The 26,086-nt window shown below is 51.2% G+C and carries 24 protein-coding genes; 12 read left to right on the top strand and 12 right to left on the bottom strand.

Going from position 1 to position 26,086, the window contains the following annotated elements; all coding sequences use genetic code 11:
• Positions 1 to 28 precede the first annotated feature (28 nt).
• The 12 genes from FOA19_RS13245 to FOA19_RS13190 form a co-directional block, all read right to left on the bottom strand.
• Positions 29 to 2,248 carry a xanthine dehydrogenase family protein molybdopterin-binding subunit gene (locus tag FOA19_RS13245; protein ID WP_149091281.1) on the bottom strand — a complete coding sequence of 740 codons (2,220 nt, stop codon included), beginning with the start codon at positions 2,246 to 2,248 and terminating at the stop codon, positions 29 to 31.
• Positions 2,245 to 3,237 carry an FAD binding domain-containing protein gene (locus tag FOA19_RS13240; RefSeq protein ID WP_149091280.1) on the bottom strand — a complete coding sequence of 331 codons (993 nt, stop codon included), beginning with the start codon at positions 3,235 to 3,237 and terminating at the stop codon, positions 2,245 to 2,247. Before FOA19_RS13240 ends, FOA19_RS13245 begins: the two co-directional genes overlap by 4 nt.
• Positions 3,234 to 3,761: a (2Fe-2S)-binding protein gene (locus FOA19_RS13235; RefSeq protein ID WP_149091279.1), complete on the bottom strand. Its 528-nt coding sequence runs from the start codon at positions 3,759 to 3,761 to the stop codon at positions 3,234 to 3,236. The genes FOA19_RS13240 and FOA19_RS13235 overlap by 4 nt, the downstream gene beginning before the upstream one ends.
• 311 nt (positions 3,762 to 4,072) lie before the next feature.
• Positions 4,073 to 4,666 carry a nucleotidyltransferase family protein gene (locus tag FOA19_RS13230; RefSeq protein WP_149091278.1) on the bottom strand — a complete coding sequence of 198 codons (594 nt, stop codon included), beginning with the start codon at positions 4,664 to 4,666 and terminating at the stop codon, positions 4,073 to 4,075.
• A 5-nt stretch (positions 4,667 to 4,671) separates the two neighbouring features.
• The gene (locus FOA19_RS13225) at positions 4,672 to 5,829 is read right to left on the bottom strand and encodes an XdhC family protein (RefSeq protein WP_149091277.1); all 1,158 of its coding nucleotides are present in this window, start codon (positions 5,827 to 5,829) and stop codon (positions 4,672 to 4,674) included.
• Between the two features lie 361 nt (positions 5,830 to 6,190).
• Positions 6,191 to 6,787: a hypothetical protein gene (locus FOA19_RS13220; RefSeq protein WP_149091276.1), complete on the bottom strand. Its 597-nt coding sequence runs from the start codon at positions 6,785 to 6,787 to the stop codon at positions 6,191 to 6,193.
• Positions 6,788 to 8,080 (bottom strand): LVIVD repeat-containing protein, encoded by a 1,293-nt coding sequence (locus tag FOA19_RS13215; RefSeq protein WP_149091275.1) that lies wholly within the window; start codon positions 8,078 to 8,080, stop codon positions 6,788 to 6,790. It lies immediately after the preceding gene.
• Positions 8,081 to 8,212: 132 nt separating this feature from the next.
• The gene (locus FOA19_RS13210) at positions 8,213 to 8,677 is read right to left on the bottom strand and encodes a hypothetical protein (protein WP_149091274.1); all 465 of its coding nucleotides are present in this window, start codon (positions 8,675 to 8,677) and stop codon (positions 8,213 to 8,215) included.
• Between the two features lie 315 nt (positions 8,678 to 8,992).
• Positions 8,993 to 9,217: a hypothetical protein gene (locus FOA19_RS23555; RefSeq protein WP_149091273.1), complete on the bottom strand. Its 225-nt coding sequence runs from the start codon at positions 9,215 to 9,217 to the stop codon at positions 8,993 to 8,995.
• A 313-nt stretch (positions 9,218 to 9,530) separates the two neighbouring features.
• Complete coding sequence (locus FOA19_RS13200) at positions 9,531 to 9,980, bottom strand: hypothetical protein (RefSeq protein ID WP_149091272.1); 450 nt, start codon at positions 9,978 to 9,980, stop codon at positions 9,531 to 9,533.
• Positions 9,981 to 10,272: 292 nt separating this feature from the next.
• Positions 10,273 to 10,464: a cold-shock protein gene (locus tag FOA19_RS13195; protein WP_123125815.1), complete on the bottom strand. Its 192-nt coding sequence runs from the start codon at positions 10,462 to 10,464 to the stop codon at positions 10,273 to 10,275.
• Positions 10,465 to 10,655: 191 nt separating this feature from the next.
• On the bottom strand, positions 10,656 to 13,385 hold the full coding sequence (locus tag FOA19_RS13190; RefSeq protein ID WP_149091271.1) for a S8 family serine peptidase: 2,730 nt from the start codon (positions 13,383 to 13,385) through the stop codon (positions 10,656 to 10,658).
• 875 nt (positions 13,386 to 14,260) lie between these two features.
• Here FOA19_RS13190 and FOA19_RS13185 point away from each other — a divergent pair.
• The 12 genes from FOA19_RS13185 (at position 14,261) to paaZ (ending at position 25,741) form a co-directional block, all read left to right on the top strand.
• On the top strand, positions 14,261 to 14,773 hold the full coding sequence (locus FOA19_RS13185; protein ID WP_149091270.1) for a hypothetical protein: 513 nt from the start codon (positions 14,261 to 14,263) through the stop codon (positions 14,771 to 14,773).
• Positions 14,774 to 15,035: 262 nt separating this feature from the next.
• Complete coding sequence (locus FOA19_RS13180; protein WP_149091269.1) at positions 15,036 to 15,626, top strand: TetR/AcrR family transcriptional regulator; 591 nt, start codon at positions 15,036 to 15,038, stop codon at positions 15,624 to 15,626.
• On the top strand, positions 15,623 to 16,699 hold the full coding sequence (gene paaE / locus FOA19_RS13175; protein WP_149091268.1) for a 1,2-phenylacetyl-CoA epoxidase subunit PaaE: 1,077 nt from the start codon (positions 15,623 to 15,625) through the stop codon (positions 16,697 to 16,699). Before FOA19_RS13180 ends, paaE begins: the two co-directional genes overlap by 4 nt.
• A gap of 175 nt (positions 16,700 to 16,874) precedes the next feature.
• On the top strand, positions 16,875 to 17,834 hold the full coding sequence (gene paaA / locus FOA19_RS13170) for a 1,2-phenylacetyl-CoA epoxidase subunit PaaA (RefSeq protein WP_149091267.1): 960 nt from the start codon (positions 16,875 to 16,877) through the stop codon (positions 17,832 to 17,834).
• 55 nt (positions 17,835 to 17,889) lie between these two features.
• Entirely contained in the window at positions 17,890 to 18,180 is a 291-nt protein-coding gene (gene paaB, locus FOA19_RS13165; RefSeq protein ID WP_149091266.1) for a 1,2-phenylacetyl-CoA epoxidase subunit PaaB, read from the top strand.
• Positions 18,181 to 18,185: 5 nt separating this feature from the next.
• Positions 18,186 to 18,989 (top strand): 1,2-phenylacetyl-CoA epoxidase subunit PaaC, encoded by an 804-nt coding sequence (gene paaC / locus FOA19_RS13160; RefSeq protein WP_149091265.1) that lies wholly within the window; start codon positions 18,186 to 18,188, stop codon positions 18,987 to 18,989.
• Between the two features lie 88 nt (positions 18,990 to 19,077).
• Complete coding sequence (gene paaD / locus FOA19_RS13155; RefSeq protein WP_149091264.1) at positions 19,078 to 19,590, top strand: 1,2-phenylacetyl-CoA epoxidase subunit PaaD; 513 nt, start codon at positions 19,078 to 19,080, stop codon at positions 19,588 to 19,590.
• A gap of 4 nt (positions 19,591 to 19,594) precedes the next feature.
• Complete coding sequence (locus FOA19_RS13150; RefSeq protein WP_149091263.1) at positions 19,595 to 20,380, top strand: enoyl-CoA hydratase-related protein; 786 nt, start codon at positions 19,595 to 19,597, stop codon at positions 20,378 to 20,380.
• Entirely contained in the window at positions 20,377 to 21,534 is a 1,158-nt protein-coding gene (locus FOA19_RS13145; protein WP_149091262.1) for a 3-hydroxyacyl-CoA dehydrogenase NAD-binding domain-containing protein, read from the top strand. Before FOA19_RS13150 ends, FOA19_RS13145 begins: the two co-directional genes overlap by 4 nt.
• Before the next feature lie 250 nt (positions 21,535 to 21,784).
• Positions 21,785 to 22,990 carry a 3-oxoadipyl-CoA thiolase gene (gene pcaF / locus FOA19_RS13140; RefSeq protein ID WP_149091261.1) on the top strand — a complete coding sequence of 402 codons (1,206 nt, stop codon included), beginning with the start codon at positions 21,785 to 21,787 and terminating at the stop codon, positions 22,988 to 22,990.
• A complete protein-coding gene (locus FOA19_RS13135; RefSeq protein WP_149091260.1) occupies positions 22,987 to 23,583 on the top strand; it encodes an acyltransferase in 597 nt (198 codons plus the stop codon). The genes pcaF and FOA19_RS13135 overlap by 4 nt, the downstream gene beginning before the upstream one ends.
• 106 nt (positions 23,584 to 23,689) lie before the next feature.
• Positions 23,690 to 25,741, top strand: coding sequence for a phenylacetic acid degradation bifunctional protein PaaZ (gene paaZ, locus FOA19_RS13130; protein WP_149091259.1), 2,052 nt, complete (start codon positions 23,690 to 23,692; stop codon positions 25,739 to 25,741).
• The last annotated feature ends 345 nt before the right edge of the window (positions 25,742 to 26,086 follow it).

Below are 26,086 nucleotides of genomic sequence, written 5' to 3'. Positions count from 1 at the left end.
TATTTTGTCAAAAACAGGCGCAAAACGTTTACAGTAACTTATCCAAGGTAATTGGTAGCTCCCGGATTCTTTTGCCGGTGGCATGGAAAACCGCGTTGCAAATGGCCGGAGCCACACTCACGATACCTACCTCGCCAAGGCCTTTCGCCCCCAGCGGGTTCACGATGTCATCTTTTTCCTCCACAAAGATAACGTCTGTTTCATGGACATCGGCATTGACAGGTAAGTGGTATTTGTCAAGGTCATGGGTCATGAACCTGCCTAACTGATGATCCAAGACGGTATGCTCCTCCAAAGCCACCCCGATGCCCCAAACAGACCCGCCCAATATCTGGCTTCTTCCGGTTTTAGGATTGATGATGCGGCCGGCCGCCACGGCGGTGACAATGCGGGTTACCTTCACTGTTCCTAACTCTTCGTCCACCTGTACCTCCACAAACGTAGCCGAGTGGGAGTAACTGGAGTAATTCTTCTGCTCCTTATCTGGTTTTTGCGAAGCTTCGGCCTCTATTGGTTCTCCTTCATGTTGTTCCAGGATGGCTGTGAGGGGGAGGGAGGTGGCCGGCGCGTGGGTTAGAAACATCTGGCCGTTGGCAAAAGACACCTCTTCTGGTTTGGCTTCTGAAAATGGGCTGTTTTTCATATTTTGAGCCATTTTCAAGAGCTCTTCCTGAAGTTTCTCGCACACCAGCTTCACAGCCGAGCCTACGGAGGACACCGTCCAGGAGCCGCCTTCCAGCGGGGATTTAGGCATGGTAGAATCCCCGAGTTCAAACGTCACGTCCTCCAAAGGAAGCCCCATGGTTTCGGCGGCAATCTGGGTCATCACCGTGTAGGTACCGGTCCCTATATCGGCGGTGGCGCTGGAGACCTTCAACTTACCTTCGGGGCTTAACACTGCTTTGGCCGAAGCTTCTTGCTGTTGGGCTTCCCAGGCTCCGTGCGCTACTCCCCAACCAATCAGTTGGTGCCCTTCTTTCATGGAGCGGGGCTCCATCATGCGGTTGGCCCAGCCGAATTTCTCGGCACCCTGGCGGTAACATTCTTTCAGTTCCTTGCTGGAGTGGGGTTTGTCTTCGTTCAGGTCCTTTTCTGAGTAGTTTTTCAACCTGAATTCCAGCGGGTCCATGTTCAGCTTGTAGGCCATTTCATCTATGGCGCATTCCAGGGCGAAAGTCCCGGTGGTGCCCCCGGGGGCGCGCATGTCCAGCGGGGTGTACACATCCAAGCCTACCAGTTGGTGGCTTACCTCCACGTTGTGGCAGTCGTACAGCACGCCGGGCCAGATAACCACATCCTCGTTGTAGTCCTCAAACCGAGAGGTTTCGGCGAAGGCATGGTGGGTGATGGCCTGCAGCTTGCCCTCTTCCGAAGCGCCGATGGCTAGCTTTTGGATGGTGTGGGGCCGGTGCCCGAAGGAGAACATCTGCTGGCGGGTGAGCACCACTTTGACCGCTCTCTTCAGTTCCCGCGCTGCCAAAACCGACAAGAACAACTGGTACTGCGGCCGAAGCCCTGAGCCGAAGGCGCCACCCACATACGGGGAAATTACCTGTACGTCTTCCTGGGGGATGCCAAAAGCGGTGGAGATGTATTTCTGGCTGTTCTGAACCCCCTGTATTTTATCATAGACGGTGAGCTTGCCTCCTTCGTGCCAGATGGCAATGGAAGCGTGCATTTCCATGGGGTTGTGGTGGTGGGCCGGATGGGCGTACGCTTCCTCCAGTTTCACCGCTGAACGTTCAAATGCCTGGGCTGCGTCACCGCGGGGACTTGAGGGAGGAGGGGATTTATACTTCTTGGGTTTGTAGGCCTGGTCCAGGTTTGCCTCCAGGTTTGTCTCGTGCGGCTCTGTTTCATACTCCACCTGCACCAGCAGCGCCGCATACCGGGCCAACTCAAAAGTATCTGCCACCACCAACGCAATGGGCTGCATGCTGAATTTTATCTCATCACTGCCAAGGGGCCGGAAAGGGGAGCCGGGTGGGGCATCCTCATCCTGATGGTGTTTGTCAAACCAGGAGTATCCAGGCCGATTCTCATGGGTGAACACCTGGTGCACTCCGTCTAATTGCAGTGCGGCAGAAGTATCAATGCGCTTTATCTTTCCCTTGGCGATGGCGCTGTTGACTACCACGCCGTGCAACAAACCAGGGGCTTCGAATTCAGCTGCGTATTTTGCTTCTCCCGTGACTTTGGCTTTTCCGTCTACGCGGTTGGTGGGAGTACCCGTATAGTTCTCTTTCATGCTGTTGCCTCCTTTTTGGTAGCTTGTTCTAACGCCCGCACAATGGCCCTTTTGGCTAATTCTATTTTAAAATCGTTGTGGCCAAATCCTTTGGCGCCTTCCAGATAGGCTTCGGCCACCTTTTGAAAATTTTCCCTCGTAGCCTGTTGTCCGTGCAGCAATGCTTCCGCCTGGGGTACGCGCCACGGCTTATGGGCCACACCGCCTAACGCTATGCGCGCCTCTTTCACTGTATTACCTTCCAATTCCAGCGCAGCGGCTACTGACACCAAGGCAAAGGCGTACGATGCCCGGTCCCGGAGTTTCAAGTAGGTGTAGTGTGTGGCAAATCCGTTGGCGGGCAACTCAATGGCCGTAATGATTTCATCAGGTTGCAGGTTGGAATCAAGGTGCGGGGTGTCACCGGGCAGGCGGTGGAAGTTAGCAAAGGGGATAGACCGAGCCCCGTTTTTCCCGGTTACCTGAACAGTAGCCTCCAACGCCGCCAAGGCTACACACATATCAGAAGGATGGGTGGCAATGCAATGTTCGCTGGTGCCCAGAATGGCTAAATCACGGTTGTAGCCCTGTATGGCTGAGCAGCCTGAGCCTGGTTCCCGTTTGTTGCAAGGCGTGTGGGTATCATAGAAATAGTAGCAGCGGGTGCGTTGCAGCAGGTTGCCGCCGTCTGTGGCCATGTTGCGCAACTGAGCGGTAGCTCCGGCAAGAATAGCGTGGGAAAGCAACGGGTAACGGGTTTCCACCAGTTCATGGTAAGCAGTGTCGGCGTTTTTGGCCAAGGCTCCTAACCTGATTCCTCCTGCTTCGGTTTCCTCTATGGTGTCTAAGGCTATTTGCGTGATGTCCACCAGATGAGAGGGGCTCATGACGTCTATTTTCATCAAATCCAGCAGATTGGTGCCGCCGGCAATGAATTTGGCGCCCTCCTTGGAGACTTCCTGTACGGCGGTGTCTACATCTTGGGATTGGGTAAAGGTGAATGGTCTCATAATCCGGTGTTTTTTTCCAGGGCCTCCTGCGCCACTTTTACAATGTTCACATAGGCTCCGCACCGGCACACATTTCCGCTCATGAGGTCCTTGATGTCGTCCAGCGTCTTTGCTTTCCCTTCGTTTACCAGGCCAATGACCGAGCAGATTTGTCCTGGGGTGCAGTAACCGCACTGGAACGCATCGTGGTCAATAAAAGCTTGTTGTACCGGGTGTAATTCTCCATTCTGTGCCAAGCCTTCTACCGTGGTGATTTCTTTGTTTTCCTGCATCACTGCCAGGGTAAGGCAGGAATTGATGCGCTTTCCATTGAGCAGCACCGTGCAGGCTCCACATTGACCATGGTCGCAGCCTTTTTTGGTGCCTGTTAACTGGAGGTGCTCCCGCAAGGCATCCAGTACCGAGGTCCACGGAGCTAATTGGAGTTGGTGGGTGGTGCCGTTCACCCGGAGGGTAACGGTTCTGGTCTCTGGCAGCAGCGGCCGTACAGCCGTTTCTGCCCCGAGTGAATTTTGTGTGTTCATGGGGGCGGTGAATGAACTGGTGAAACTTTCTTTTAACAGACGCCAGTTACGCTTTTTCTAATTTCTTGAAGGCGTTTGGTAGGCCCATGAAACCGAACAGAAAAGACGAACCATTTTCAATTGTCTTTCTAACGGTTAAAATGGAGTTCAGTTAAGGGAAATAGGGGCAGAAAGGAGAAAAGAGCCCAATTTAAAAACGGCTGTTTTCGTGTAGATTTTGAAAAAACAGGTTCAAAACGGCCGATCCTGGAAGCTCGTGACCTAAAAGGTTCTACCTTAAGAACCTCAGGAAAGCAAAGGAAGGAGAAAGATTATTGTACCTCGCCAGCTTTCAGGGAGGCATAATCAGCTAAGGTGTCAATGTCAACAGCTCCCGCGGGGAACGGTACAGGGGAAACTTCAGCAGGAAACTGGCCGAGTAGCTTTTTTGCACCTTCTTGGCCTTTCAGTTGCTGGAGCCGGGGAAAGAAATGCTGATCAAAAAGAACGGGCGCTCCCAAGGTGTTTTGATAAGCGCAAGCCACAATCCCCTTCTGGGTTTCCTCTTTCTGCTGGATCATCTGGTTAAGCAAATCCGCAGAAACAAAGGGCTGGTCACAGAGCAGGAACAAGGCCGACGTAGATTCAGGAGCAACTTCCAATAGCTTAGATATGCCCACCCGAATGGAAGAGGCCATTCCTTCCTCCCAATGAGGGTTATGAAGTACTATTGTTTCTGTTTCTTCTATTTTGGAAAGGATTGCTTCAGCGTTGGCTCCTAACACCACCATTACCGGTGATCCGCCAGATGCCAGGGCCGCCTGAAGGGAATGTTGCAACAAGGTTTGCCCTTTGTATAGGAGTTGTTGCTTGGGCTGCCCTAACCTACTGGAAGAACCGGCAGCGAGTACAATTATTCCTGTCATCAAGGTTAAGAAATAGTCGGTTCAGGTATGGATGCACCCGCCGTAGCATGAATGCTTTCTTGTTTGTCACGCAGGAACCTGGCATTTCTGCGCGCTAAAACGGCTTTGATCTCTGCTAAAACCGAAAGCGCGATTTCCTCTGATGTTTCTGCACCAAGGTCTAGTCCTACTGGGCCAAATACTTTGTTCACTTGTGCTTCCTCCAGGTGCAAGCCTTCTTCCTGTAGCTCGTCTAACATGCGGGCCATTTTCTTTTTTGGCCCTAAAACACCAATATACGGCAGGGGCAGAGGCAACAGTAACCGCAGCATCGCCAAGTCATAATTGTAGTTGTGTGTGAAGAGCAGGAATATGGTGGTATGGTCAACGGTGAGGTTTGGCAATACCTGCTCTGGTTTTGCCACCAGCACCTGCCGGGCATGCGGGAAGCGGTCCTGGGTAGCGTAATTGGCCCGACCATCTACCACCGTGGTAGGCCAACCTAAAAGGCTTGCCATGTTCACCAAGGGCATCACGTCATTTCCGGCCCCGCAAATAACCAAAGCAGGAGCGGGCTGAAGGACCTCCAGAAAAGCGGTAAACGTGTTTTGGCCATGTTTATAGGATTTCGTGCTGGAAACAAGACTTGACCGGGTGGCCCGAACATCCGCCTGCACTTCGGAGAGGAGGGCCTCTGATAATGCTGGGGTAATTACCTCCTCATCAAATTGGGTTACATAGCAGGTGCCAGGCTGGGGACCTTTGCGGTCCTGCAATGAAAACAAGGTGACCACCACTGCTACCTGCCGCTGCCCTATCACTTTCTGCAATAGACTTAACGGATGCTGCGACGAGGTGAGGTCTATGGGTTCAATAAGAATATGGATGATACCGTTGCAGCCTAACCCTACGCCCAGTTTTGCGTCATCGTCGTCCATGGTATCATATTTTACCAAGGCGGGTCTTCCCTCACTCATGGCTAAACGAGCTTTGCGGAGGGCATCGCCTTCCAGGCAGCCGCCGCTGATGGCACCGGTTAATTGTCCATCATCAGAAACCAGCATCCGGGCACCCGGTCTTCTGTAAGAGCTACCTTCCACGTGCACTACTGTGGCCAGCGCCGTCTGTTTTCCTTCTGCGGTATGCCGGGTAAACGCCTGAACTATGTCCTGTATTTCTTTCATTCACGTTTTTTAAAAGCCGCCACGGTGTTCTTGATAGCCAATGGCAAAACGAAGTTATCGCTTCTACTCTTTTCCTGCTTGCAAGTTTCTTTCTTAAAAACTGACAAAATCTTACTTACGCAGGACGGCTGTTCCTATTATAGGTTTAGCCTGAGTTTTTACTTCGTTTTAGCAAAATAAGGCTTAAACCAGGTGAAAGTAAAGGCTCGGAACCTACCAAATCAAGAAACCTGATATGTGATTCATCAGAATTAAGAAGGCAAGAGATACAAGAAGCAGGCTAGGGTTTCGGCCTGTTTTCAAAAAACAAGTCCTAAACCCTAGCCTGCATTAGTGGTATTGATTGGCTAAAACTGATCTTTTAAAACATGAATCCCAGACGGGCAGAAAGCCTTTTAAAGGAATGTTTTTCCGTGATGAACATGTTGTTACCCCAAGGTACGGGTTCTGTGGTGGTGGCCCTTTGGATTTTATACCCGAGGTTGAACAGGAAAGCAGTGTTGTTCCCCGCCAGTACCCGCATGCCCAAGGTGGGGTTGACCATCCAGCCACCTTTGTTTTTGATATTATCTGATTCATCGCTTAAAAAGGTGGTACCATACCCGGCGTCTACCCCGAAGGTGGGACTAACGCGGGTGGTGAGCAGGGTTCCTCTAATGCCCAGGGCAACCGGTGATACCAGCACCTGGTTGTAAAAGTCCAACCCAACGGTTGCCCCCAAACTGAACAGACGATGAAATTGATACCCATTGAAAAGGATTAGCGTAGGCGATGAATCAGCGGTGTTGGGTGCGTTGTTTTTATTGTCTTGGTACAGGTATCCAACTTCCACCATCCCCACATAGGAGGAAGCGGTTGTTCCGTTGAAGGTACTGTTTGCTACCTGATTATTTTGAGCCGAAGAAGTAAGCGAAACCATCAGCAACAAGGAGAGGAGCATGGTAAAAGGAGTCTTCATCTATGATTTGGCGGGAGAAACGGAGATTTTGCTGATTAATTTGAGGGCAGACGGGTTAGAGTAATCATACTGGTATAAACCGTCCTCCCCAATCATCAATAGAATAGTACCTAGCGGAATGACATCATAGGAATGCTGGTCTTTGAGGTGCATCAGTTGTTTATCTGCTACCTGCAAGGGGTTCTTGATGTCAAACACCTTTAGCCCGAACGCCCCCTCGCAAAGGAATAGGGTGGAGCCGTCAATGCCTAAGCCGTGGGGATGTTGCATAGGGTAGGTTTTCAAAAGTTGCGGGCTTCTGGGATTGCTGATGTCAATCACTTCCAATTGGTTCGTAAACCCGGCGCAGGCATTCCCCGATCGCAGCGTAACCCAGGCCAGGTTCCCGTCTACCACCACCGGATCACAGCTTCTAACGTGGGCATACGTGGACATCCAGGCGGGGCTCGCCGGATTGCTGTTGTCATAGATGTGCATGCCGGTGGTAGACCCAATGAAGAGTTTATCCTGGTAAGGGAAAATAGTCTCAATACCCCAGCCTAACTGAATCAATGCACCCTTTCGGGGATTTGCCTCTTCGGCAATATCGAAAAGCTGTAACGAACTCATTCCTACGGTGTAGAGGTGATCGCCGGTGATGGTGAAACGGGCCATAGAGCCTCCTTTTCCGCTCGGGATGGCAGATCTAGGCATCGCCATATTGGATTGGAAAGACCCGTTCGCGATTCCATCCGAAAGCATCACCCTCGGGAAATTAGAATCGCAGTCTGACCCCGTGAGTGGCTCAGTTACTTTTTTCTCTTTGTAGGTGGCAATGAAGGTTTCCGCCTGAACCGCCGTAGAGCTGTTGTTGATGGAGAAAACATCCTCGACCCGCTTTTTAAGCGTGACTGCTTTTGGGTTGGTGATGTCCAACACCACTAAATCTATGTAGTTATCAGCGTACAGCGTATTCCCTTTCACCGCCATATCCACGTTGCCGGGGATGGCTAGAAAACTGATGCGCTGGGGCGCCGCCGGGTTGCTGTTGTCTATGATGTGGATGCCGGCCAGTTGTTCGTTGATGAAAAGGTAATCACCATACGCGTAAATTTTGCCGGGCTTCTGAAGGGTACGGGCGGGTTCAACCTGCACAGAGCTCCGTAGTTCAGTTTTGGTCATGTACACGGGTTCATACGCGGTGTACGTAATGGTGGACGTACATTCATCGGTGCAGGCCCCCAGCAATACACTGGAGAGGAACACCAATAAAAGAAATGTCCATTGCCTGGTGAGTAGTAGTTTTTGCTGCATACATGAAGGGGTTAAGGGAACATCCAACTTACTGAAAGTCACGGAAGATTTCTAATAAGAAGAGCCTCTGATAGACCTAAAGGTTGCAGCGAATTTTCAAGGGGAGAAAATTTAATCTGGTGTTCAGATCCTTTATAAAGAATCATCCTCGGCGTCCTGCGCTTGCACCCCGGGAGGGTTGAACAATCCCCATTTATCTGTGACGTAATTCCACGGGTCAAAGCCCTGCACCCAATCCACGAAAAGGTACCGGTATTCCTCCACAGCCTCACGCAGCAGGTGAAAGTACTGCACGTCTTTAAACCCGAACATTTCCAGGCTATTGCAGTGGGAGAGAAGGTCGTTGGCAGCTTTCCTGATGAGGGTGGCGTTTTCCATGCGCAGGTCATAGAGATCCGCGGCCTCGGCCCCGGCCACTTTCACCGTCAGGAAGGAGGCATCCAGCAGCATGTATTCTTTCAAGGAAGATAGAATCTCGTCTTCCTCGTCTATGAGACCCGCAATTTTTTTGGTAAGGCTGAAAATCTCCCTTCCTTTCAGGTACAGCGGAAGTTGCTCAGGCACAGCGAAGCCTTCATCGTCATCAGGTGGAAGCATAGGCAGGTGGCTTTTAGTAAATCTACTGAAGAAATGAGAAAGGTCTACTACAAAAGTTGTTTTCTTTTTGGGTGCTACAGTCGACAAAGAAAAGAGGAAGAGCCTGCCTTTTAATCTCTTATAGTGAGGTGATGAAAGCGGAAAAGCAAGTAAGAATTAGCATTGAAATCAATGAGAATAGCTTTCGATCTGGTTTTTAGAAATGAACCAAAAAGGGAAAGCTAACCCAATCAGCAAAATGGGTTTGGACAGAGAATAGTGGTAATTCCCTGATGGGTAAATTCCCGGAAGTAAACTGGTAAAAATTAGGAGTGATTACTCTTTCTTTCGGCCGGGCAGAGTCAGTTCGGGGCAAGGGGCCTGCATGTCTGGGGAGAAAGGCATCGGGCTCCAGGAGCCGGTCACAAAGTCGGTGATGTAATCAGAGGAATGCCCCATTCGTTTCAGGCGCATGGCTAAGACAAGGTTCGCCACTGACATCTGCTCAGAGGGAACAGAGTACTGGTGAGACTTTAAAGGGCTGCCAAAAATATGATCCATCAGATAGATAATAAACCCTAGTCAATCGGTTTATACATATGGTAACGATGGAAAAATACTAAATTAACTTTAATACACTTGCACAAAGAGGCAATTTATTTTACCTGAAAACCAAATTATTTTTTAAAACGAAGATGACTAGAGGAAGGGCTTAGATACAACTAAACCCATTTTAAATCTCTCAAACCAGCTATAAGTGAATAACTAAACAGTAAATACTAGATATGTGTTTGAATTTAAGGTTCTTAGACAAGAATACTAAAGGTTTACCTATTTCTATGATTGTTTATAGAAGATAGAGCCTTTTGGAAGGTTATCCTAAGTTTTGCACCTTTTGGGTAATTTCCTCAATCAGATCCTCTGTCCAGCGATTGGCGATTTCCTCGGTTTCCTGTTTGGACCACGGTTCCAGATAGGCTTTCTCTGCCCATTTTGTATTTTTGTCTGGCCCTACCTCATAAGAGGAATATTCCAGCTTGAACATCAACTCTTTGCTCATGTCAAAGGTTTGGGCGCCGGCGGGCTGAAATCCATTGAGCCTTAACCTGAGGCCAACCTGTTGCACATTCCCATTCTCAATACTGATTTCCTTTTCTGAGAATCCTGATTTGTCTTTGGTCCAGGTGTCTACCACTCGCTCTAGGTTAAAGTCGTCAAAGAGTGGTGTGACCTCTGTCAGGTTCTGGAAAATGCGCTCGGCTACTTGGGGAAGGATCTTGTTGTACAGGTGAAGGATGGCTTCTTTGTCTCTGGTATGTTGCACTGCTTTGTTTTATATGTAGGTGAAAGGCCTTCCATTTGGAAAAGGCTAAACAAAGTACGGGCAAAGCAAGCGTTCTGCCGAAAGGGAAGGCTTAAAATTTTAGGAGAATGGACCTTTCTCTTTATAGAGGAGAACATGCAAGCATGGTCCTACAAGAGTCAGGCTTTTATAAAAGAGGATGATCCTGTTTTTACCTTTTTTTACTAAAAAGGTCCTTAAAACGAAAGGGGCAAGCATAAAAAAAGCCTTACCAAAAGGCAAGGCTTTTTACCAATGTCTTTATGACTAAAGACTAAGCGAGTCTAACGTTTACCGCGTTTAGCCCTTTTTTGCCTTCTTTGAGTTCAAAAGTAACTTCGTCATTTTCTCTGATTTCATCTACCAGACCAGAAACGTGTACGAAATACTCTTGGTTTGAATTGCTGTCTTTAATAAATCCGAAGCCTTTTTCGGTGTTAAAGAATTTTACTTTACCGTTGTTCATATTGTTTTTTGATTATACAGGTAGTACCAAGTAAGTAAAAAAATCGTTCAATAGTATCTTAGTTAAAGAAAAAAATTAATTTTTTCGATTTATACGGACGTATTTACCCTTAGGTACATTCACCCTCTCCTAAAATGAAAAAAGAGGCCCTTATGTAAGAGCCTCCTTTTCAAAACCAAAATGAAGAATCTTTATTTGGTCAGAACCATTCTGTTGCTGATCTCTTTGCCTTTGGTTGAAACCTTGTACAGGTAAGTACCGGCGGGCAAGTTATTGGCTTGGAAAGGCACTGAGTACGTACCGGCTCCTTTTTCCTCGGCCACCAGGGTGCGCACTTTGCTGCCCTTCAGGGTGTACACCTCCACGGTGACAAAGCCAGCTTCCTCCAGGGAGTAAGTGATGGTAGTGCTTCCGGTGAAAGGGTTAGGATAGGAGAAGTTCTTGGCTTGGGCCTGGGCCGGTAAACCAAGAGCGGCTGAACTGGCGGTAGCAGTAGGCTGCGTCAGAGCGTTCCAGCTTTCATGGGTGCGGGTAACAATCACGGCAAACTCTGCTCTGGTTACTTCCTGCAAAGGTTTGAAGGTGGCATGCATCTTCGGGAACAAATCAAAAGGACCTTGGGTCACAGAGTAGAAGGCGTTGATCAAATTAAGATCAAGGGCAACACTCACGTAGCCTTCCAAACCCGCCGGAATAGAAGCGGCGTCTTCAATAGGGTAAGACTGTCCGTTATTTTTCACGGTCACCGGTTTACCGTTTCGCTGCAAAGCAGATTCTTGCAAGCCCAGAGACTGAACCAAGCTGTAAGCCAGTTGCGCCCGTTGCACCGTTCCGGTAGGGTTGAACTTACCGGTAGCGGAAGGAAGCATCACGCCGTTGAAGCGGTGGGCTCTGTCTCTCAAGGCTGCGCCTTTGGAGGTTACTGATTCTCCCAATAAAACTTGGGTACCGCTGAGGTCAGAGAAAGAAAGGGCACCGCTGGTAGGCATGAACTGACGAACACCTTGGCCCATCACAAGGTAATCTGCTAAATCAATGCGTTTCAGGGTTTCGTTTGGCTTGAATCCGGTTGAGAGACCATCCATTAAGCGTGCCGAAACGGCCATTTTGATGGAAGCTTCCGCCGGGTGACCGGCGATGTCAGCCAATCCGGTGGTACCAGTGATCTTAGAGGTGTTCAGGGTTCCGTTGATGGTCTCGGGCAAAGCCAATCCATTCAAGCCTTCCGCCTTCAGCGTCCAGGTGCCTGGCTCAGGATTAGCTACGGCCATGCCTCTGTCAGAGTACAAGGCAAAAGTAAGCGGAATGCCGGAACGGTACTCTGCCCCACTTGGGGAAAGCAGGATCAGGTTTACCGGATTACCGGTTTGGCCCAGAAGACCAGTGGCATTGAATTTTGCCTCAATGCTGTTGGTACCCGAAGCCACGTTGAACGTGATTTGGTTTCCAGCCGCTACCACCGGGTTGAAGTTGATGGTGAAGGCCTGAGACTCAGAAGCAGTGTTCACGGAACTTCTGAAAGTGCGGGCATAATTCAAGAAAGCACCGAAGGCGGTGTTTCTGTAAATGTGGTCCACGGCCGCATAGGCATTCACATAACCAGCGCCCACTTCCCAGGACTCATGTCCGGGCATGTTGGTCGCAGTCTTCTGCAGGATTTCTTTTACCTGGCTAGGAGTGAGGGAAGGGTTCGCCTCCAATAACAAAGCCACCACGCCTGCTACGTGCGGGGTAGCCATGGAAGTTCCGCTCATGTGGGTATAGAAAGGGATATGCGCCGGTTCAAGCAATTCAGCATCCATCTGCGCCGAGAGCGAAGACACAGGAGCAAGTGCTCTTGTAGAAACCACGTCCACGCCTGGGCCTACAAGGGTAGGACGGTTTTCATACTTCCAGGTTTGGTCATCATACGTGAAGGTGCCGCTTTCGCCTTTCACCCCGCGGGATGAGAAGTCGGCCAGTTTACCGTATTTATCACCAGCACCTACCGAGATTACCCAGGGAGCAATGGCGTAGGGATTGTGGGTGTCAGAGCTTGGGCCATCGTTTCCAGCCGCAAAAACTGAAACGATGCCTAAATCATAGGCTTTCTTGGAAGCCACGTTTACGGGATCCAGTGGGTCAAAATCGCCGCTGGTGCCCCAGGAGTTGCTGATGACCCTGATGCCGTACTGAAATTGGTGTGTCAAGGCGTAGTCATACCCCCCGATGGCGTCAAGAATGAAAAGTGCCCCGCCTGAGCCGTAGCCAACCAGAGTAGCGCCTGGAGCCGCTCCGGCGTAAAGGCCATTTGATCTGGCACCGTTACCTCCCACCGATCCGGCACAATGGGTACCGTGGCCGGAGTTGGTGTCTGTGTTAGGCACATTCTCCAGGTAAGTCACCGGCAGGAGGGTAGACAAAGACGATAGGTTAGTAGAGCCCAGCACGTTCTGCACCAGGTGGGTTCCCAATTTTACATCCTCATGGGTGCCGTCAACCCCACTGTCGTTAATCATCACGGTTACGCCCTTTCCAGAGATCGGAACACCCTTGTTACGGGAGATGAAGGTGGGGTCTTTCCTTAGGCGCTGCACCCCGGTTAAATTGGTGTCGTCATTGTTAAAGTAAGACAGTTTCTTGTTCAGGTAAATAGAACGCACATAAGGGCTCTTGGACAAGGCATCTACTTGCGCCTGGGTAGCTAATAGACCTGCAATAGGAAGGTTTTTGAAGGTAAGGCCTTTAGTAAGATCCAAGCTTTTCAAAAGCTGCAGATGCGTGCTGCTGGGAGCACCGTACCCATTGAAGGTAACTACCACTTGAACGGGAGTAGTAGAAGATTGAAGAACCTGGACCAGTTGTTTGTCAACAATGGCCTGCCCATTTGCCTGGGCACCTACAAAGAAAGCGAGTGCCAGGGCACTTAGTACTTTCTTCATTTTTAGAGAATAGAGGTTGAACATAGATGTTTGTTAGGTTAGGAAAAGGATTGGGTTTGGCATAAAACTGCAGGAATTCTTACTCGCAGTTTTATAAGTAATGGAATTGCGCTTTAGTCAAAATGGCCAAAGACAACAAGCAGGTAAGCGAAAGGGGGGAATTCTAAGGAACGGTTCTGTAATTATCCCTATCTACCAAGTAGAGGAATGAAAGGTTTGGGAAACAATAAGGCTGCTTTTAACCTGTATTTTTCCTTTGTTTAACATAACTAATCTAGAGTATTTACTATGCAAAAGGTTTCGGTGCTATTTTTTAAACTTTAGAACGAAGGCTTTTCCTATAGTTTATACCTCTTTGATGCCGAAATGGAGCAGAGGTTTCATCTTTCCGGCACGCACAAAAACAGTAATCCTGTAATCTTAGAATAAGGTTAGAGGTAGGGAAGGTGCTCAGTTTATGATGCATTTTCATAAAACGCAGCTAAAACAAGCTTGTCATTGTTAAACCTGCTTGTCCTTCAAATAGTTAAAAAATTGCAATAGCTTATATAAGGTAAAAAGCTTAAATAGTCTATATAATTGGAAGTAATTTTACTACCTACAAATACCTAATGTGGGAAAATCAAAAAAAGGATTTACCTTCAGGAAATGATTACCACAAAGCATCATTTTAAGGTGGTGAATAATACAGAAAAACTTACGCTTTGGGACAAGTGTAAGCCTTCAAAATCAAGTTCAAACCTGTTTGGGCTTACATTTGGTGTCCTAGATAACTTGGTCTTACCTTAACTCTGCTACTATTCTTAAATTGCATTTTTCTTGTAAAAGTGAATTGTTGCTGATAATTTTGATCCTTCAACCTTACCTAACCCTTTATGAAAAAAGTATTACTCTCTGTTATGCTCATGTTGCCCCTGTTTGTAGCAGCCCAAGAAGTTAAAAAGCACCCTCAGCCAGTACCTACCAAAGACGTGAACATTCTGGATGTAACCTCCAACAAAACCACGGCAGTAGTGTATGAAACACCGAAAGAGTTGCAGGCCAGAATCCAGAAAGATGCCCGTACCAAGAAATGGAATGAGGCAGTAAAGAAAGAAGAACTGGCCAAAGTTCCGGTTGGGGGCTTTTTGCAGGTAGACATCTCCCGCTACACACCTGCATCAGTGGATCCTAAACTGTTCACTATTTTAGTGTTGGATGCGGCCGGTAAAGAAAAGATGAGAACAAAAATTGACGGCGTAGTTTCCCCAACCATTGTGGCAGGAGTTTCAGGTTATAAAACCTCTGGCAAACTGGTGCTGGAGCAACCCTTAAAAACCGGTGATTTCGTGTGCGTACTGGACGAGAAAGAAAACAAGCGCTACGAGTTCCTGGTGAAGAATGACTAACTAGTAAACCTTCTTACTCTTTAGGCAAGTAGGAAGGCTTCAATAAGATGCTGAAAGCCCGTCAGGCTCTGATAGACCAGAGTTTGATGGGCTTTTTCGTATCTATTTAATAGGAAAGATTATTTTGTTTAAAATTCAAACGAACATTTGAATAATTGCGTTTATCTTGGTATACTTGTTCCCAGAGCAGCAATGGAAATAGCTTGCCTAGTGTAGGTGAGATGGGAGATGCTTATGAAACTTTGATCGACAATCAGGTCAAATGACAAAGAAAAAGAAGGAAATCCGGCGGGAGAGCATCATGGAAGAAGCAGCCCGGCTGTTTAAGCAGAAAGGCTTCGGGGGGACTTCCATGCGGGACCTGGCAGAACGGGTAGGGATGGATGCCGCCACCATGTACCATTACATCAGCTCCAAAGACGAGATCCTGAAGACCATCTGTTTTGACATCGCCTCCATCTACATCACGCAACTAGCCGAGATTGAAAAAGCCAACACCCCTTTTATAGACAAACTAAAGGCCTTGGTGCGGTTGCACATTCACCTAATGGCCACCAAAGGCGCCGAGGTCTCCGTGGCGAACAACGACTGGAAGTACCTGGCTACGGAGTCTTTGGCAGAGTTCAAAGACCTGAGAAGCCAATATGAGAAAGGCTTGTCAAAGGTGATTGAGCAGGGCATTCAGGCGGGGGAGTTGGAAGAGGTGAATCAATCGGTGGCGCTTTTCACGCTTTTATCGGCGGTGCGTTGGGTAGAGCTTTGGTGGCGGCCCAACCGGGGCATCTCCTTGGAAGAACTGGAAGACACCATCCTCACGATCTTATTTAACGGTTTGGGCAAAAAGGAAGCATGAGCAGATTTCATAAAGTCAGAATAAAGAAAGTAGACCGTGAAACGCACGACAGCGTGACCGTGACCCTGGATGTGCCCGAAGAACTCAAAGACACCTTCCGCTATACCCAAGGGCAGTACCTCACGTTCAGGAGGCACCACAACGGCGAGGAGCTGAGAAGATCCTATTCCATCTGCTCCAGCCCGCTTGAGAACATCTGGAAGGTAGCCATCAAGAAAGTGCCGGAGGGCCGTTTTTCTTCCTTTGCCAATGAGGCGTTGCAACCCGGCGAGGAACTGGAGGTGATGCCGCCCATGGGCAAATTCTACACCCAAGTACATCCAGAACAGCAGAAAAGCTACCTTATGGTGGCGGCCGGCAGCGGCATCACGCCCATCCTTTCCATCATCAAGACGGTCCTGCTCGCCGAGCCTAAAAGCCAGGTGTTGCTCCTGTACGGTAACCGCGGGCGCAACTCCATCATGTTCAAGGAAGAGATTGAAGGCCTTAAGAACAAGTTTCTGGAACGTCTCAGCGTGTACCACATCCTCAGCCGTGAGCACGGAGACACTGATCTTCTGTTCGGGCGTATTGACAAGGGGAAAACCGAGTTGTTCCTGCAGAAAATCATCAAGGCCGAGGAAATAGACGAGTGCTTTATCTGCGGACCCGAGGAAATGATCTTCGGGGCGAAGGAAGCGTTGGAAGAAGCTGGCGTAGCCCGCGAGCGCATCCACTTCGAACTTTTTACCGCCGCTGAATCGGGGCAGAAATCCCAAAAACGGGCCGAAAACGCCCAAGCCCACGAAGACAAGAAAAGCCGGGTGCAGGTGCGTCTGGATGGGAACTACCTCAACCTGGAGATGTCATACTACGGCAATACCATCCTGGACGCCGCCGCCGAAACCGGTGCCGATGTTCCGTACTCCTGCAAAGGCGGCGTGTGCAGCACCTGCCGCGCCAAGGTGCTGGAAGGAGAGGTGGAGATGGACGTGAACTATTCCCTGGAACCCGAGGAAGTAGCCGCTGGCTACATCCTCACCTGCCAGGCCCGTCCTTTATCCGAGCGCGTGGTAGTAGATTTTGATCAATAAAATGGAGGGGCCATCCCTTGTGGTTGCCCTTTGCTGTTTGGTGCAATTAGGGCAACCACAAGGGATGGCCCCTACAAAATGTTTAGGCCGCATTTTCTTGAAAACAGGCTAAAAACAAAGGGGTCGCCGCAGGGCGCAAAAGAAACGTAAGTATCAGTACAACAGTTAAAAGGGTATGGAAACGATCATAGAAAAATCACTGGAAGAAGCGTTTGAGGAGAAGATCGCGAAAGAGATCCGCATTGAGCCAAAAGACTGGATGCCAGAGCAGTACCGTAAAACGCTGGTGCGCCAGATTTCGCAGCACGCCCACTCCGAGATTGTAGGCATGCTGCCCGAGGGCAACTGGATCACCCGCGCCCCCTCGCTCAAGCGGAAGGCCATTCTGCTCTCCAAGGTGCAGGATGAGGCCGGCCACGGCTTGTACCTCTACAGCGCCGCTGAGACGCTGGGCACTTCCCGTGACCAGATGATCGCCGACCTGCACTCAGGCAAAGCCAAATACTCCAGCATCTTCAACTATCCAACTCTTTCCTGGGCCGATATCGGGGCAATTGGCTGGCTCGTGGATGGCGCGGCCATCATGAACCAGGTGCCTTTGATCAGGACTTCCTACGGACCTTACGCCCGGGCCATGGTGCGGGTGTGCAAAGAGGAAAGCTTCCACCAGCGCCAGGGGTTTGAGATCATGATGTCCTTGTGCAACGGGGCACCCGCCCAGAAGAAAATGGCCCAGGAGGCCTTCAACCGGTGGTGGTGGCCAACGCTCATGATGTTCGGTCCGAAGGATGCTGAGTCGCCCAATACCGAGCAGTCCATGCGGTGGAAAATCAAGCGGTTCACCAACGATGAGCTGCGCCAGCGGTTCGTGGATATGATGGTGCCGCAAGCCGAGTTTCTGGGCCTCACCGTGCCCGACAAAGACCTGAAGTGGAACGAGGCAAAAAACGGCTATGATTTCGGGGACGTGGACTGGGAAGAGTTCTGGAACGTGGTGAAAGGCAACGGGCCCTGCAACAAAGACCGCATCAACACCCGCGTGAAAGCCTACGAAGAAGGCGCCTGGGTGCGCGAAGCCGCCTTGGCCCACGCCCAGAAACGTGCCGCTCGGGAAGCCGCTAATCAGGCAAAATAAAATTAGTGGGTGTTACAATCACTCCTTCACTCAACCACACATTCACTCAATTGATATGAGTCAGCAGAAAGAATGGCCCCTGTGGGAAGTCTTCATCAGAAGCAAACAGGGCCTTGACCATAAACACGTAGGCAGCCTGCACGCCGCCGATGCCGAGATGGCCATCCAGAACGCCCGCGACGTCTACACCCGCCGCATGGAAGGGGTGAGCATTTGGGTAGTGGAGTCAAAGCACGTGCACGCCTCCAACCCAGACGAGGCTGGAGCCTTCTTCGACCCCGCCAACGACAAAGTGTACCGGCACCCTACCTTCTACGAGGTTCCCGCCGAAATCAAAAACATGTAAGCGCCATGGACCTACACCATAAACCTACGGTTGATCTGCAAGGTTATTCGCCTGAGATCCGGGCGCTCGTGTATGACTACACCCTGCAACTCGCCGATACCAGCCTTATCCTAGGACACCGGCTTTCTGAGTGGTGCGGGCACGGTCCCATCCTGGAGCAGGACCTGGCTATGGCTAACATCGCGCTGGATTTGATTGGAGAGTCCCGCAGCCTTTACCAATACGCCGCTGAGTTGGAAGGCCAGGGGCGCACCGAGGATGACCTGGCGTCCCTGCGGGATGCCGTGGAGTACAAGAACCCGCTGCTGGTGGAACAACCTAACGGTGATTTCGGGGACACGGTCATGCGGCAGTTTCTCTTTGACGGTTTTCACTTCTTTTTGCTGAAAGAGCTCCAAAACAGCCCCGACAAAGGTCTGGCGGGCATCGCGGCAAAGTCGTTTAAAGAAGCCAGCTACCACGTGAAGTGGAGCGCAGAATGGATCATTCGGCTGGGTGACGGCACTGAGGAAAGCCGCCGCCGCATCCAGAAAGCCCTGGACAACCTCTGGATGTTCTCCGGCGAGCTCTACACCATGACCGATACTGAGAAAGCACTGGCCCAGGCTGGCTTCATTCCGGATTACAGCGGTTTACTGAGCCAATGGGAGGCGCACGTGGGTAAGGTGTTCGCCGAGGCCACTTTGGAGGTGCCCCAAAACGTGTTCATGCAGAAAGGCGGCAAAACTGGCCGGCACTCAGAGCACTTGGGCTATCTCTTAACCGAGTTGCAATACCTGCAGCGGGCTTATCCGGGGTTGGAGTGGTAAAAAACAATTCCTGTTTAGAGGCTGCTTTTGACTAAGTAGGCCAAAAACAGGAGACAAGCGCCTTACCTTCAGAATCTATAAAATTAAAATGGCACTGGTAACCCAAAACCTAACCACTGAAGACCACATCTGGAAGCTTTTAGAGGAAGTTTCTGACCCGGAGATTCCGGTGCTGAGCATCCTGGACCTTGGCGTGCTCAAAAAAGTGCAGGTGCAGGAAGGTGGGAAGGTACAGGTGACCATCACGCCCACCTATTCGGGGTGCCCGGCCATGAACACCATCGCCGCCGATATCAGGATAAAGCTTTTGGCCGAAGGGTTCAAAGACGTGGCTGTGGATCTGCAGCTCAGTCCAGCCTGGACCACCGACTGGCTGACCCCCGAGGGGAAAGACAAACTGGAGGCCTACGGCATTGCACCCCCGGTAGAACCCGCCGGCGACATCCACGCCCTCTTCGGGAGGGATACGGCGGTGCGGTGCCCGCTCTGCAAATCAGAAAACACCAAACTTGTCAGCCAGTTCGGTTCCACTTCCTGCAAGGCCCATTACCAATGCAACGACTGCCTGGAGCCTTTTGACTATTTCAAGTGCCTCAAATAAAACTATGACCCACAGCGACTACATCAAATACTCTCTGGAAAACGGCGTAGCCACGCTCACGCTCAACCGGCCCAACGTCTTCAACAGCTTTAACCGTGAAATGGCTTTGGCTCTGCAGGATCACCTGCGGCACTGCGCTCAGGACGAAGCAGTGCGCGCGGTGCTGCTGACCGGTGAAGGGAAAGCCTTCTGCGCCGGCCAGGATTTGGCGGAGGCCACCGGCCCTAATAGCATGGAGGTCTCTGAGATTGTGGTGCAGCATTACAACCCTATCATCCTCCTTCTGCGTGAACTGGAGAAACCCGTCATAGCCGCGGTGAACGGAGTAGCCGCCGGAGCGGGCGCGAACCTGGCCCTGGCCTGCGATCTTGTAGTGGCCAAAGAATCGGCTTCCTTTATTCAGGCGTTCAGCAAAATAGGGTTGATCCCAGACAGCGCCGGTACCTATTTCCTGCCTCGCCTCATCGGGCTGCAGCGCGCCTCGGCTTTGATGATGACCGGCGACAAAGTATCCGCTACTGAAGCCATGCAAATGGGCATGATCTACAAAACCTTTCCGGAGGATTCATTTGCAGCAGAAGCCTTGGCGCTGGCCCAGAAACTAGCCTCCATGCCCACCAAAGGCTTAGCCTATACCAAACAATTGCTCAACGGCACGTTCCAGAATTCCCTCTCAGAACAGCTGGAGCAGGAAGCCGTTTACCAGCAAAAGGCTGGGCAGACTGAAGATTTCAAGGAAGGGGTAGAAGCCTTTATCCAGAAACGTCAACCTAACTTTAAAGGGCAATGATTGTAGGCATCATCGGGAGCGGAGCCATGGGCTCTGGCATTGCGCAGGTTATCGCCACGGCAGGCCACAAGGTCCACCTGCTGGACAAAAACGCCCAGGCACTGCAGCGGGCGGCACAATCTATCAAAGACACGTTGCGGAAAATGTCCTCAAAAGGCAGGTTGTCAGAAAATGAGGCGGCCGAGATTATGGACCGGCTCAACTTTACTGAGAACAACCAGGAGTTCGGGAACTGCGACTTGGTACTGGAAGCGGTGGTAGAGGATCTGCAGGTGAAGCAACAGCTGTTCAAGGAGTTGGAATTGATGGTCACCGATGAGTGTGTCCTGGCTACCAATACTTCCTCTTTGTCTATTGCCTCCATTGCCGCCGCCTGCGAAAAACCAGAACGCGTGATCGGGATTCACTTTTTCAACCCAGCCCCGTTGATGCCTTTGGTGGAGATCATCCCCGCCGTGCAGACCCGCAACGGCTTGGCAGAGGAGATAAAGTACCTGGTACAGTCCTGGGGCAAAGTGCCCGTCATAGCTAAAGACACCCCCGGCTTCATCGTGAACCGGGTGGCGCGTCCCTTCTACGGCGAGGCCATTCGCATCTACGAGGAAGGCAGCGCCGACATCGCTACCATTGACTGGGCCATGACCGCGCTGGGCGGTTTCAAGATGGGACCGTTCACCCTCATGGACTTCATTGGGCACGATGTCAATTACCGCGTCACGGAATCCGTTTTTGCCTCGTTTTTCTATGATCCGCGCTATAAGCCCTCCTTTACCCAAAAGCGCCTGTTTGAGGCCGGCTATTTCGGCCGGAAATCGGGGAGAGGGTTCTACAACTACCAGGAAGGAGCCGTACTCCCGGAACCAACAAAAGACGAAAAGTTGGGCGAGCAAATCCTTACCCGTATCCTGGCCATGCTCATCAACGAGGCCGTGGATGCCCTTGCCATGCATGTGGCTACCAAAGAAGACCTGGAACTAGCCATGACCAAAGGAGTGAACTACCCCAAAGGTTTGCTGGCATGGGCCGATGAACTAGGTCCGGAACACATTCTAGCCAACCTGGACGCCCTCTACAAAGAATACCACGAAGACCGCTACCGCGCCAGCCCGCTCCTGAGAAAAGTAGTCCGCGAGAACAGCACGTTCTTAGGCTGAGGAGACACGTTGTTATAAAAGAAGGCTTTAAACGAGTAGTAGGGTAACAGTAATCAGAGGCAAAGATCAACACGCATTCCGTCCTCCTTTGAAGGAGGTTGGGCATGACCAGGTAGGTCGAAGAAGCCATTATTATTCGTAACTACTGTAGGGGCAACCACAAGGGATTGCCCCTACAGTAGCTCCAACAAAAAGAAACTTTGAACCTGACCACTCTGAAGGTTCAGTTTTAACATACAACAGAACCACCATGAAGCAAGCATACTTAGTTGACGGCGTGCGCACGCCCATCGGGAATTTTGGAGGGGCATTGGCCACGGTGCGGCCTGATGATTTGGGCGCCCTTGTGATAGAGGAGTTGTTGAAACGGAACCCCAGTGTAGATCTAGCCGCCATAGCCGATGTGATCATGGGCTGCGCCAACCAGGCCGGGGAGGATAACCGGAACGTTGCCCGCATGTCTTTACTATTAGCAGGCTTGCCCTTCTCTGTACCCGGCGAAACTGTGAACCGGCTGTGTGCCTCTGGGCTTTCTGCCTCGGTAGCTGCCGCGCGCGCCATTCAGGCCGGCGACGGTGACCTATTTGTCGCCGGAGGGTTGGAGAACATGACACGCGGACCTTGGGTTATCTCTAAGACAAGTACCCCTTTTGGTCGTGATGCCCAAATGTTTGACTCCAGCTTCGGATGGCGGTTTGTAAACCCTAAAATCCACGAGGTGTTCGGTACTGATGGTATGGGCGAGACCGCCGAGAACCTGGCGCGCCGGGAGGGTATCACCCGTGAAGACCAGGATGCGTTTGCGCTATGGTCTCAGCAAAAAGCCACCAAAGCCCAGGAAGCTGGAATTCTAGCCCAGGAGATTGTGCCAGTGCAGATTCCGCAGAAGAAAGGTGAGCCTAAAATGTTTGTCCAGGACGAGTTTATCAAGCCCACCACCACTTCAGAAGTATTGGCCAAGCTTAGGCCCGCCTTCCATAAAGAAGGAACCGTAACGGCAGGAAATGCCTCGGGGTTGAACGATGGGGCGGCTGCGCTCCTGTTTGCCTCAGAGGATGGGCTGAAGAAGTACAACCTCACGCCCAAGGCGCGCTACGTATCCATGGGCGCCGCTGGGGTAGAGCCCCGGTACATGGGCATGGGGCCGGTGCCCGCGACTCATATGGCCCTTCAGAGAGCCGGCCTCACCCTGGATGACATGGACCTAATTGAGATTAATGAAGCTTTTGCCTCCCAGGTGCTGACTTGTACCCGGGCCTTGGGCATCGATGACCGTGATCCGCGCATCAACCCTAACGGTGGGGCAATTGCCTTAGGACACCCCTTGGGCATGAGTGGGGCCAGAATCCTGAACTCGGCTGCTCTGGAACTGCAAAGACAAAACAAGCGGTATGCGCTGGTGACCATGTGCGTGGGCGTGGGCCAGGGGTACGCCGCCATCATTGAACGCGTATGATTTACGAGTTCAACGGCTATATCCCGGTGGTGCATGAAAGCGCCTTTGTGCATCCGCAGGCCACGGTGACGGGAAATGTGGTCATCGGGAGAAACGTGTACGTGGGACCGGGAGCCGCTATCAGGGGTGACTGGGGTCAGATCATCATTGAAGACAACTGCAACGTGCAGGAGAACTGTACCATTCATATGTTTCCGGGCACTACGGTGCTGTTGAAGGAAATGGCCCACATTGGCCACGGCGCTATCATCCACGGGGCTACTATTGGGCGCAATGTGATGGTGGGCATGAACGCAGTGGTCATGGACCGGGTAGAGATTGGCGACGAGAGCATTGTAGGTGCCCTTTGTTTCGTGCGGGCCGATGAAAAGATCCCCCCGCGCAGTGTGGTGGTGGGCAATCCGCATAAGATTGTGAAAGAGGTGAGCGATGAGATGATCCACTGGAAAACCGAAGGCACCCAAATCTACATGCAGCTTCCCGCCGATTGCCACGCCACCCTGAAGCCCTGCGAACCCCTCCGCGAAGTGCCCACTGACCGAAAGGTGCAGGAAACTGGCTACCAAACCTGGACCGAACGGAAAAGCGGTTAAGCATCTGTTTTAGGCCCGTTTTCCCAAAGATCGGCTTTAAACGCCTTTCTATAGTTCACCATTTGCAGATCAAAAAATTAACCATCAGAAACTAACAACCAAAAATATGACCGCAGTATTGCAGAATTACGCCATGGGCCAGTGGACGCCCGGATCCGGAAAGGAAAGCGAGATTGTGGATGCCGTCACGGGTGATCTGATCTGTCTCGCGTACAGCGGCGGGCTGGATTTCAACGCCATGATGGAGTTTGCCCGAGCCAAGGGAAACAAAGCCCTCCGGAAAATGACGTTCCAGGAACGAGGCCGCATGCTTAAGGCCCTGGCGCTGCACCTGCAAGCCAGAAAAGAAGATTTCTATAAGCTGAGCTACCGCACCGGGGCCACCCGCGCCGATAGCTGGGTGGACATTGAAGGCGGCATCGGGAACCTGTTTGCCTATGCTTCCCTGCGTAAGCAATTCCCCGACAAACCTTACTTTGTGGAGGATGAACCGGTGGGGCTGTCAAAGGGTGGCACGTTCATGGGGCACCACATCCTGGTGCCGAAAGAAGGCGTGGCCGTGCACATCAACGCGTACAATTTTCCGGTTTGGGGCATGCTGGAGAAAATAGCCGTGAACCTGCTGGCAGGCATGCCGGCCATTGTGAAACCGGCGCCCATCACCGCTTTCCTCACCGAGGCCGTGGTGCGGGAAATCATCGCCTCCAACATATTACCCGAAGGAGCACTGCAACTGGTGACCGGCACCGGCGAAGGCATTCTGGACCATGTAACCTACCAGGATGTGGTGACCTTCACGGGATCGGCACATACCGGGCGTTTGCTGAAGGCGCACCCGCGACTTATCCAGGAAGCCGTTCCGTTTACCATGGAAGCAGACTCCTTGAACAGCTCTGTGCTGGGGGAAGACGCGGTACCTGGCACATTTGAGTTTGATTTATTTATCAAGGAAATCCGGAAGGAGATTACGGCCAAGGCTGGGCAAAAATGTACCGCCATCCGCCGCGCCATTGTGCCTGAGAAGTTAGTAGAAGACGTGCAGATTGCCCTGGGCAAAGAGCTTTCCAAAACTGCCATCGGGGATCCGCAGGCGGAGGGTGTGCGTATGGGGGCGCTGGTGGGCAGAGAACAATTGAAGAAATTGCGCGAGCAGGTGAAAGAACTGGCCAAGCAGACACCCATTGTGTACGGCGACTTGGACAAAGTAAATTTGGTAGGAGCAGACCAGGAGAAAGGTGCCTTTATCTCACCCATCGTGATGCTGAATCCGGAGCCTTTCCGGTACACCGATACCCATGAGGTGGAGGCATTCGGGCCGGTTGCCACCATCATGCCCTACAAACACCTGAACGAGGCCATTGAACTGACTAAAATGGGTAAAGGCTCGCTGGTGTCTTCCATTGCCACCGCAGATCCAGAAATCGCCCAACAGTTTGCCATAGGCGCTGCTACCCACCACGGACGTATTCTGGTCCTGGACAATGCCTGCGCGAAGGAAAGCACCGGCCACGGCTCACCCATGCCTATGCTCACGCACGGTGGTCCGGGCCGCGCCGGCGGAGGCGAGGAGATGGGCGGCGTACGCGGCGTGAAGCACTTCATGCAACGCACGGCCATCCAAGGTTCACCCTCCATGATCACTGCTATTACCGGCGTGTACCAACAAGGCGCGAAGCAGATAGAGAAAGACGTGCACCCGTTTCGGAAGCATTTTGAGGAATTGGAGATCTCCGAGACTTGGGTCACCCACCGCCACACCGTCACCGAATCCGATATCACCAACTTCGCCAACGTTTCTGGTGACCATTTCTACGCCCACGTGGACGCCACTTCTTTGGAAGGCACCCTGTTCACTGGCCGTGTGGCTCACGGCTACTACATCCTCTCCAAAGCAGCCGGTATGTTCGTGGACCCCAAAAAAGGCCCTGTACTGCTGAACTACGGCCTAGAAAGCTGCCGCTTCACCAAACCTGTTTACCCAGGCATGACCATCGGGGTGAAACTGACCGTGAAAGAAAAAGTGGCCCAGGAAAAACGCAGCGAGGAAGATGTAGCCAAAGGCATCGTGAAATGGCTCGTGGATGTCACCGATGAAATTGGCGAAACCGTGGCCATCGCTACCATCATGACCATGGTTAGAAAGATGAATCAGGAGTAGTAGATTTGGAGATTTGGAGATTTGAGGATTTGGAAATTTGAAGGTGTCTTGATTTTCAGATGAGGACTTTTGAGTGTGACCAAATTATAATCTTTTAGGCCCGTTGTTTTGGGGCTGATTTTTAGAAATCAGCCTCAAAACAATGGCTACCAACCCTGCTTCAAATTTTCAACTTGGAGCCTCATTGACGCAAGTTTGCAACTTGCGTGAGTTCTTTTCACAAGTGGAGCATAAGCTCACTGTTGTATTTCCTACCCAAAAGAATTCAGCAAACAGGCCAATTATCTCTTTTAAAACTTGATTTAAAGCTTCAAGGCTCTATTTACAAAAACAACCAACAAACAG

The organism is Rufibacter hautae, assembly GCF_008271695.1.
Lineage (GTDB): Bacteria > Bacteroidota > Bacteroidia > Cytophagales > Hymenobacteraceae > Nibribacter > Nibribacter hautae.
Note: the sequence above shows the minus strand (reverse complement) of the source record. Positions and strands in the feature narration are given on the sequence as shown.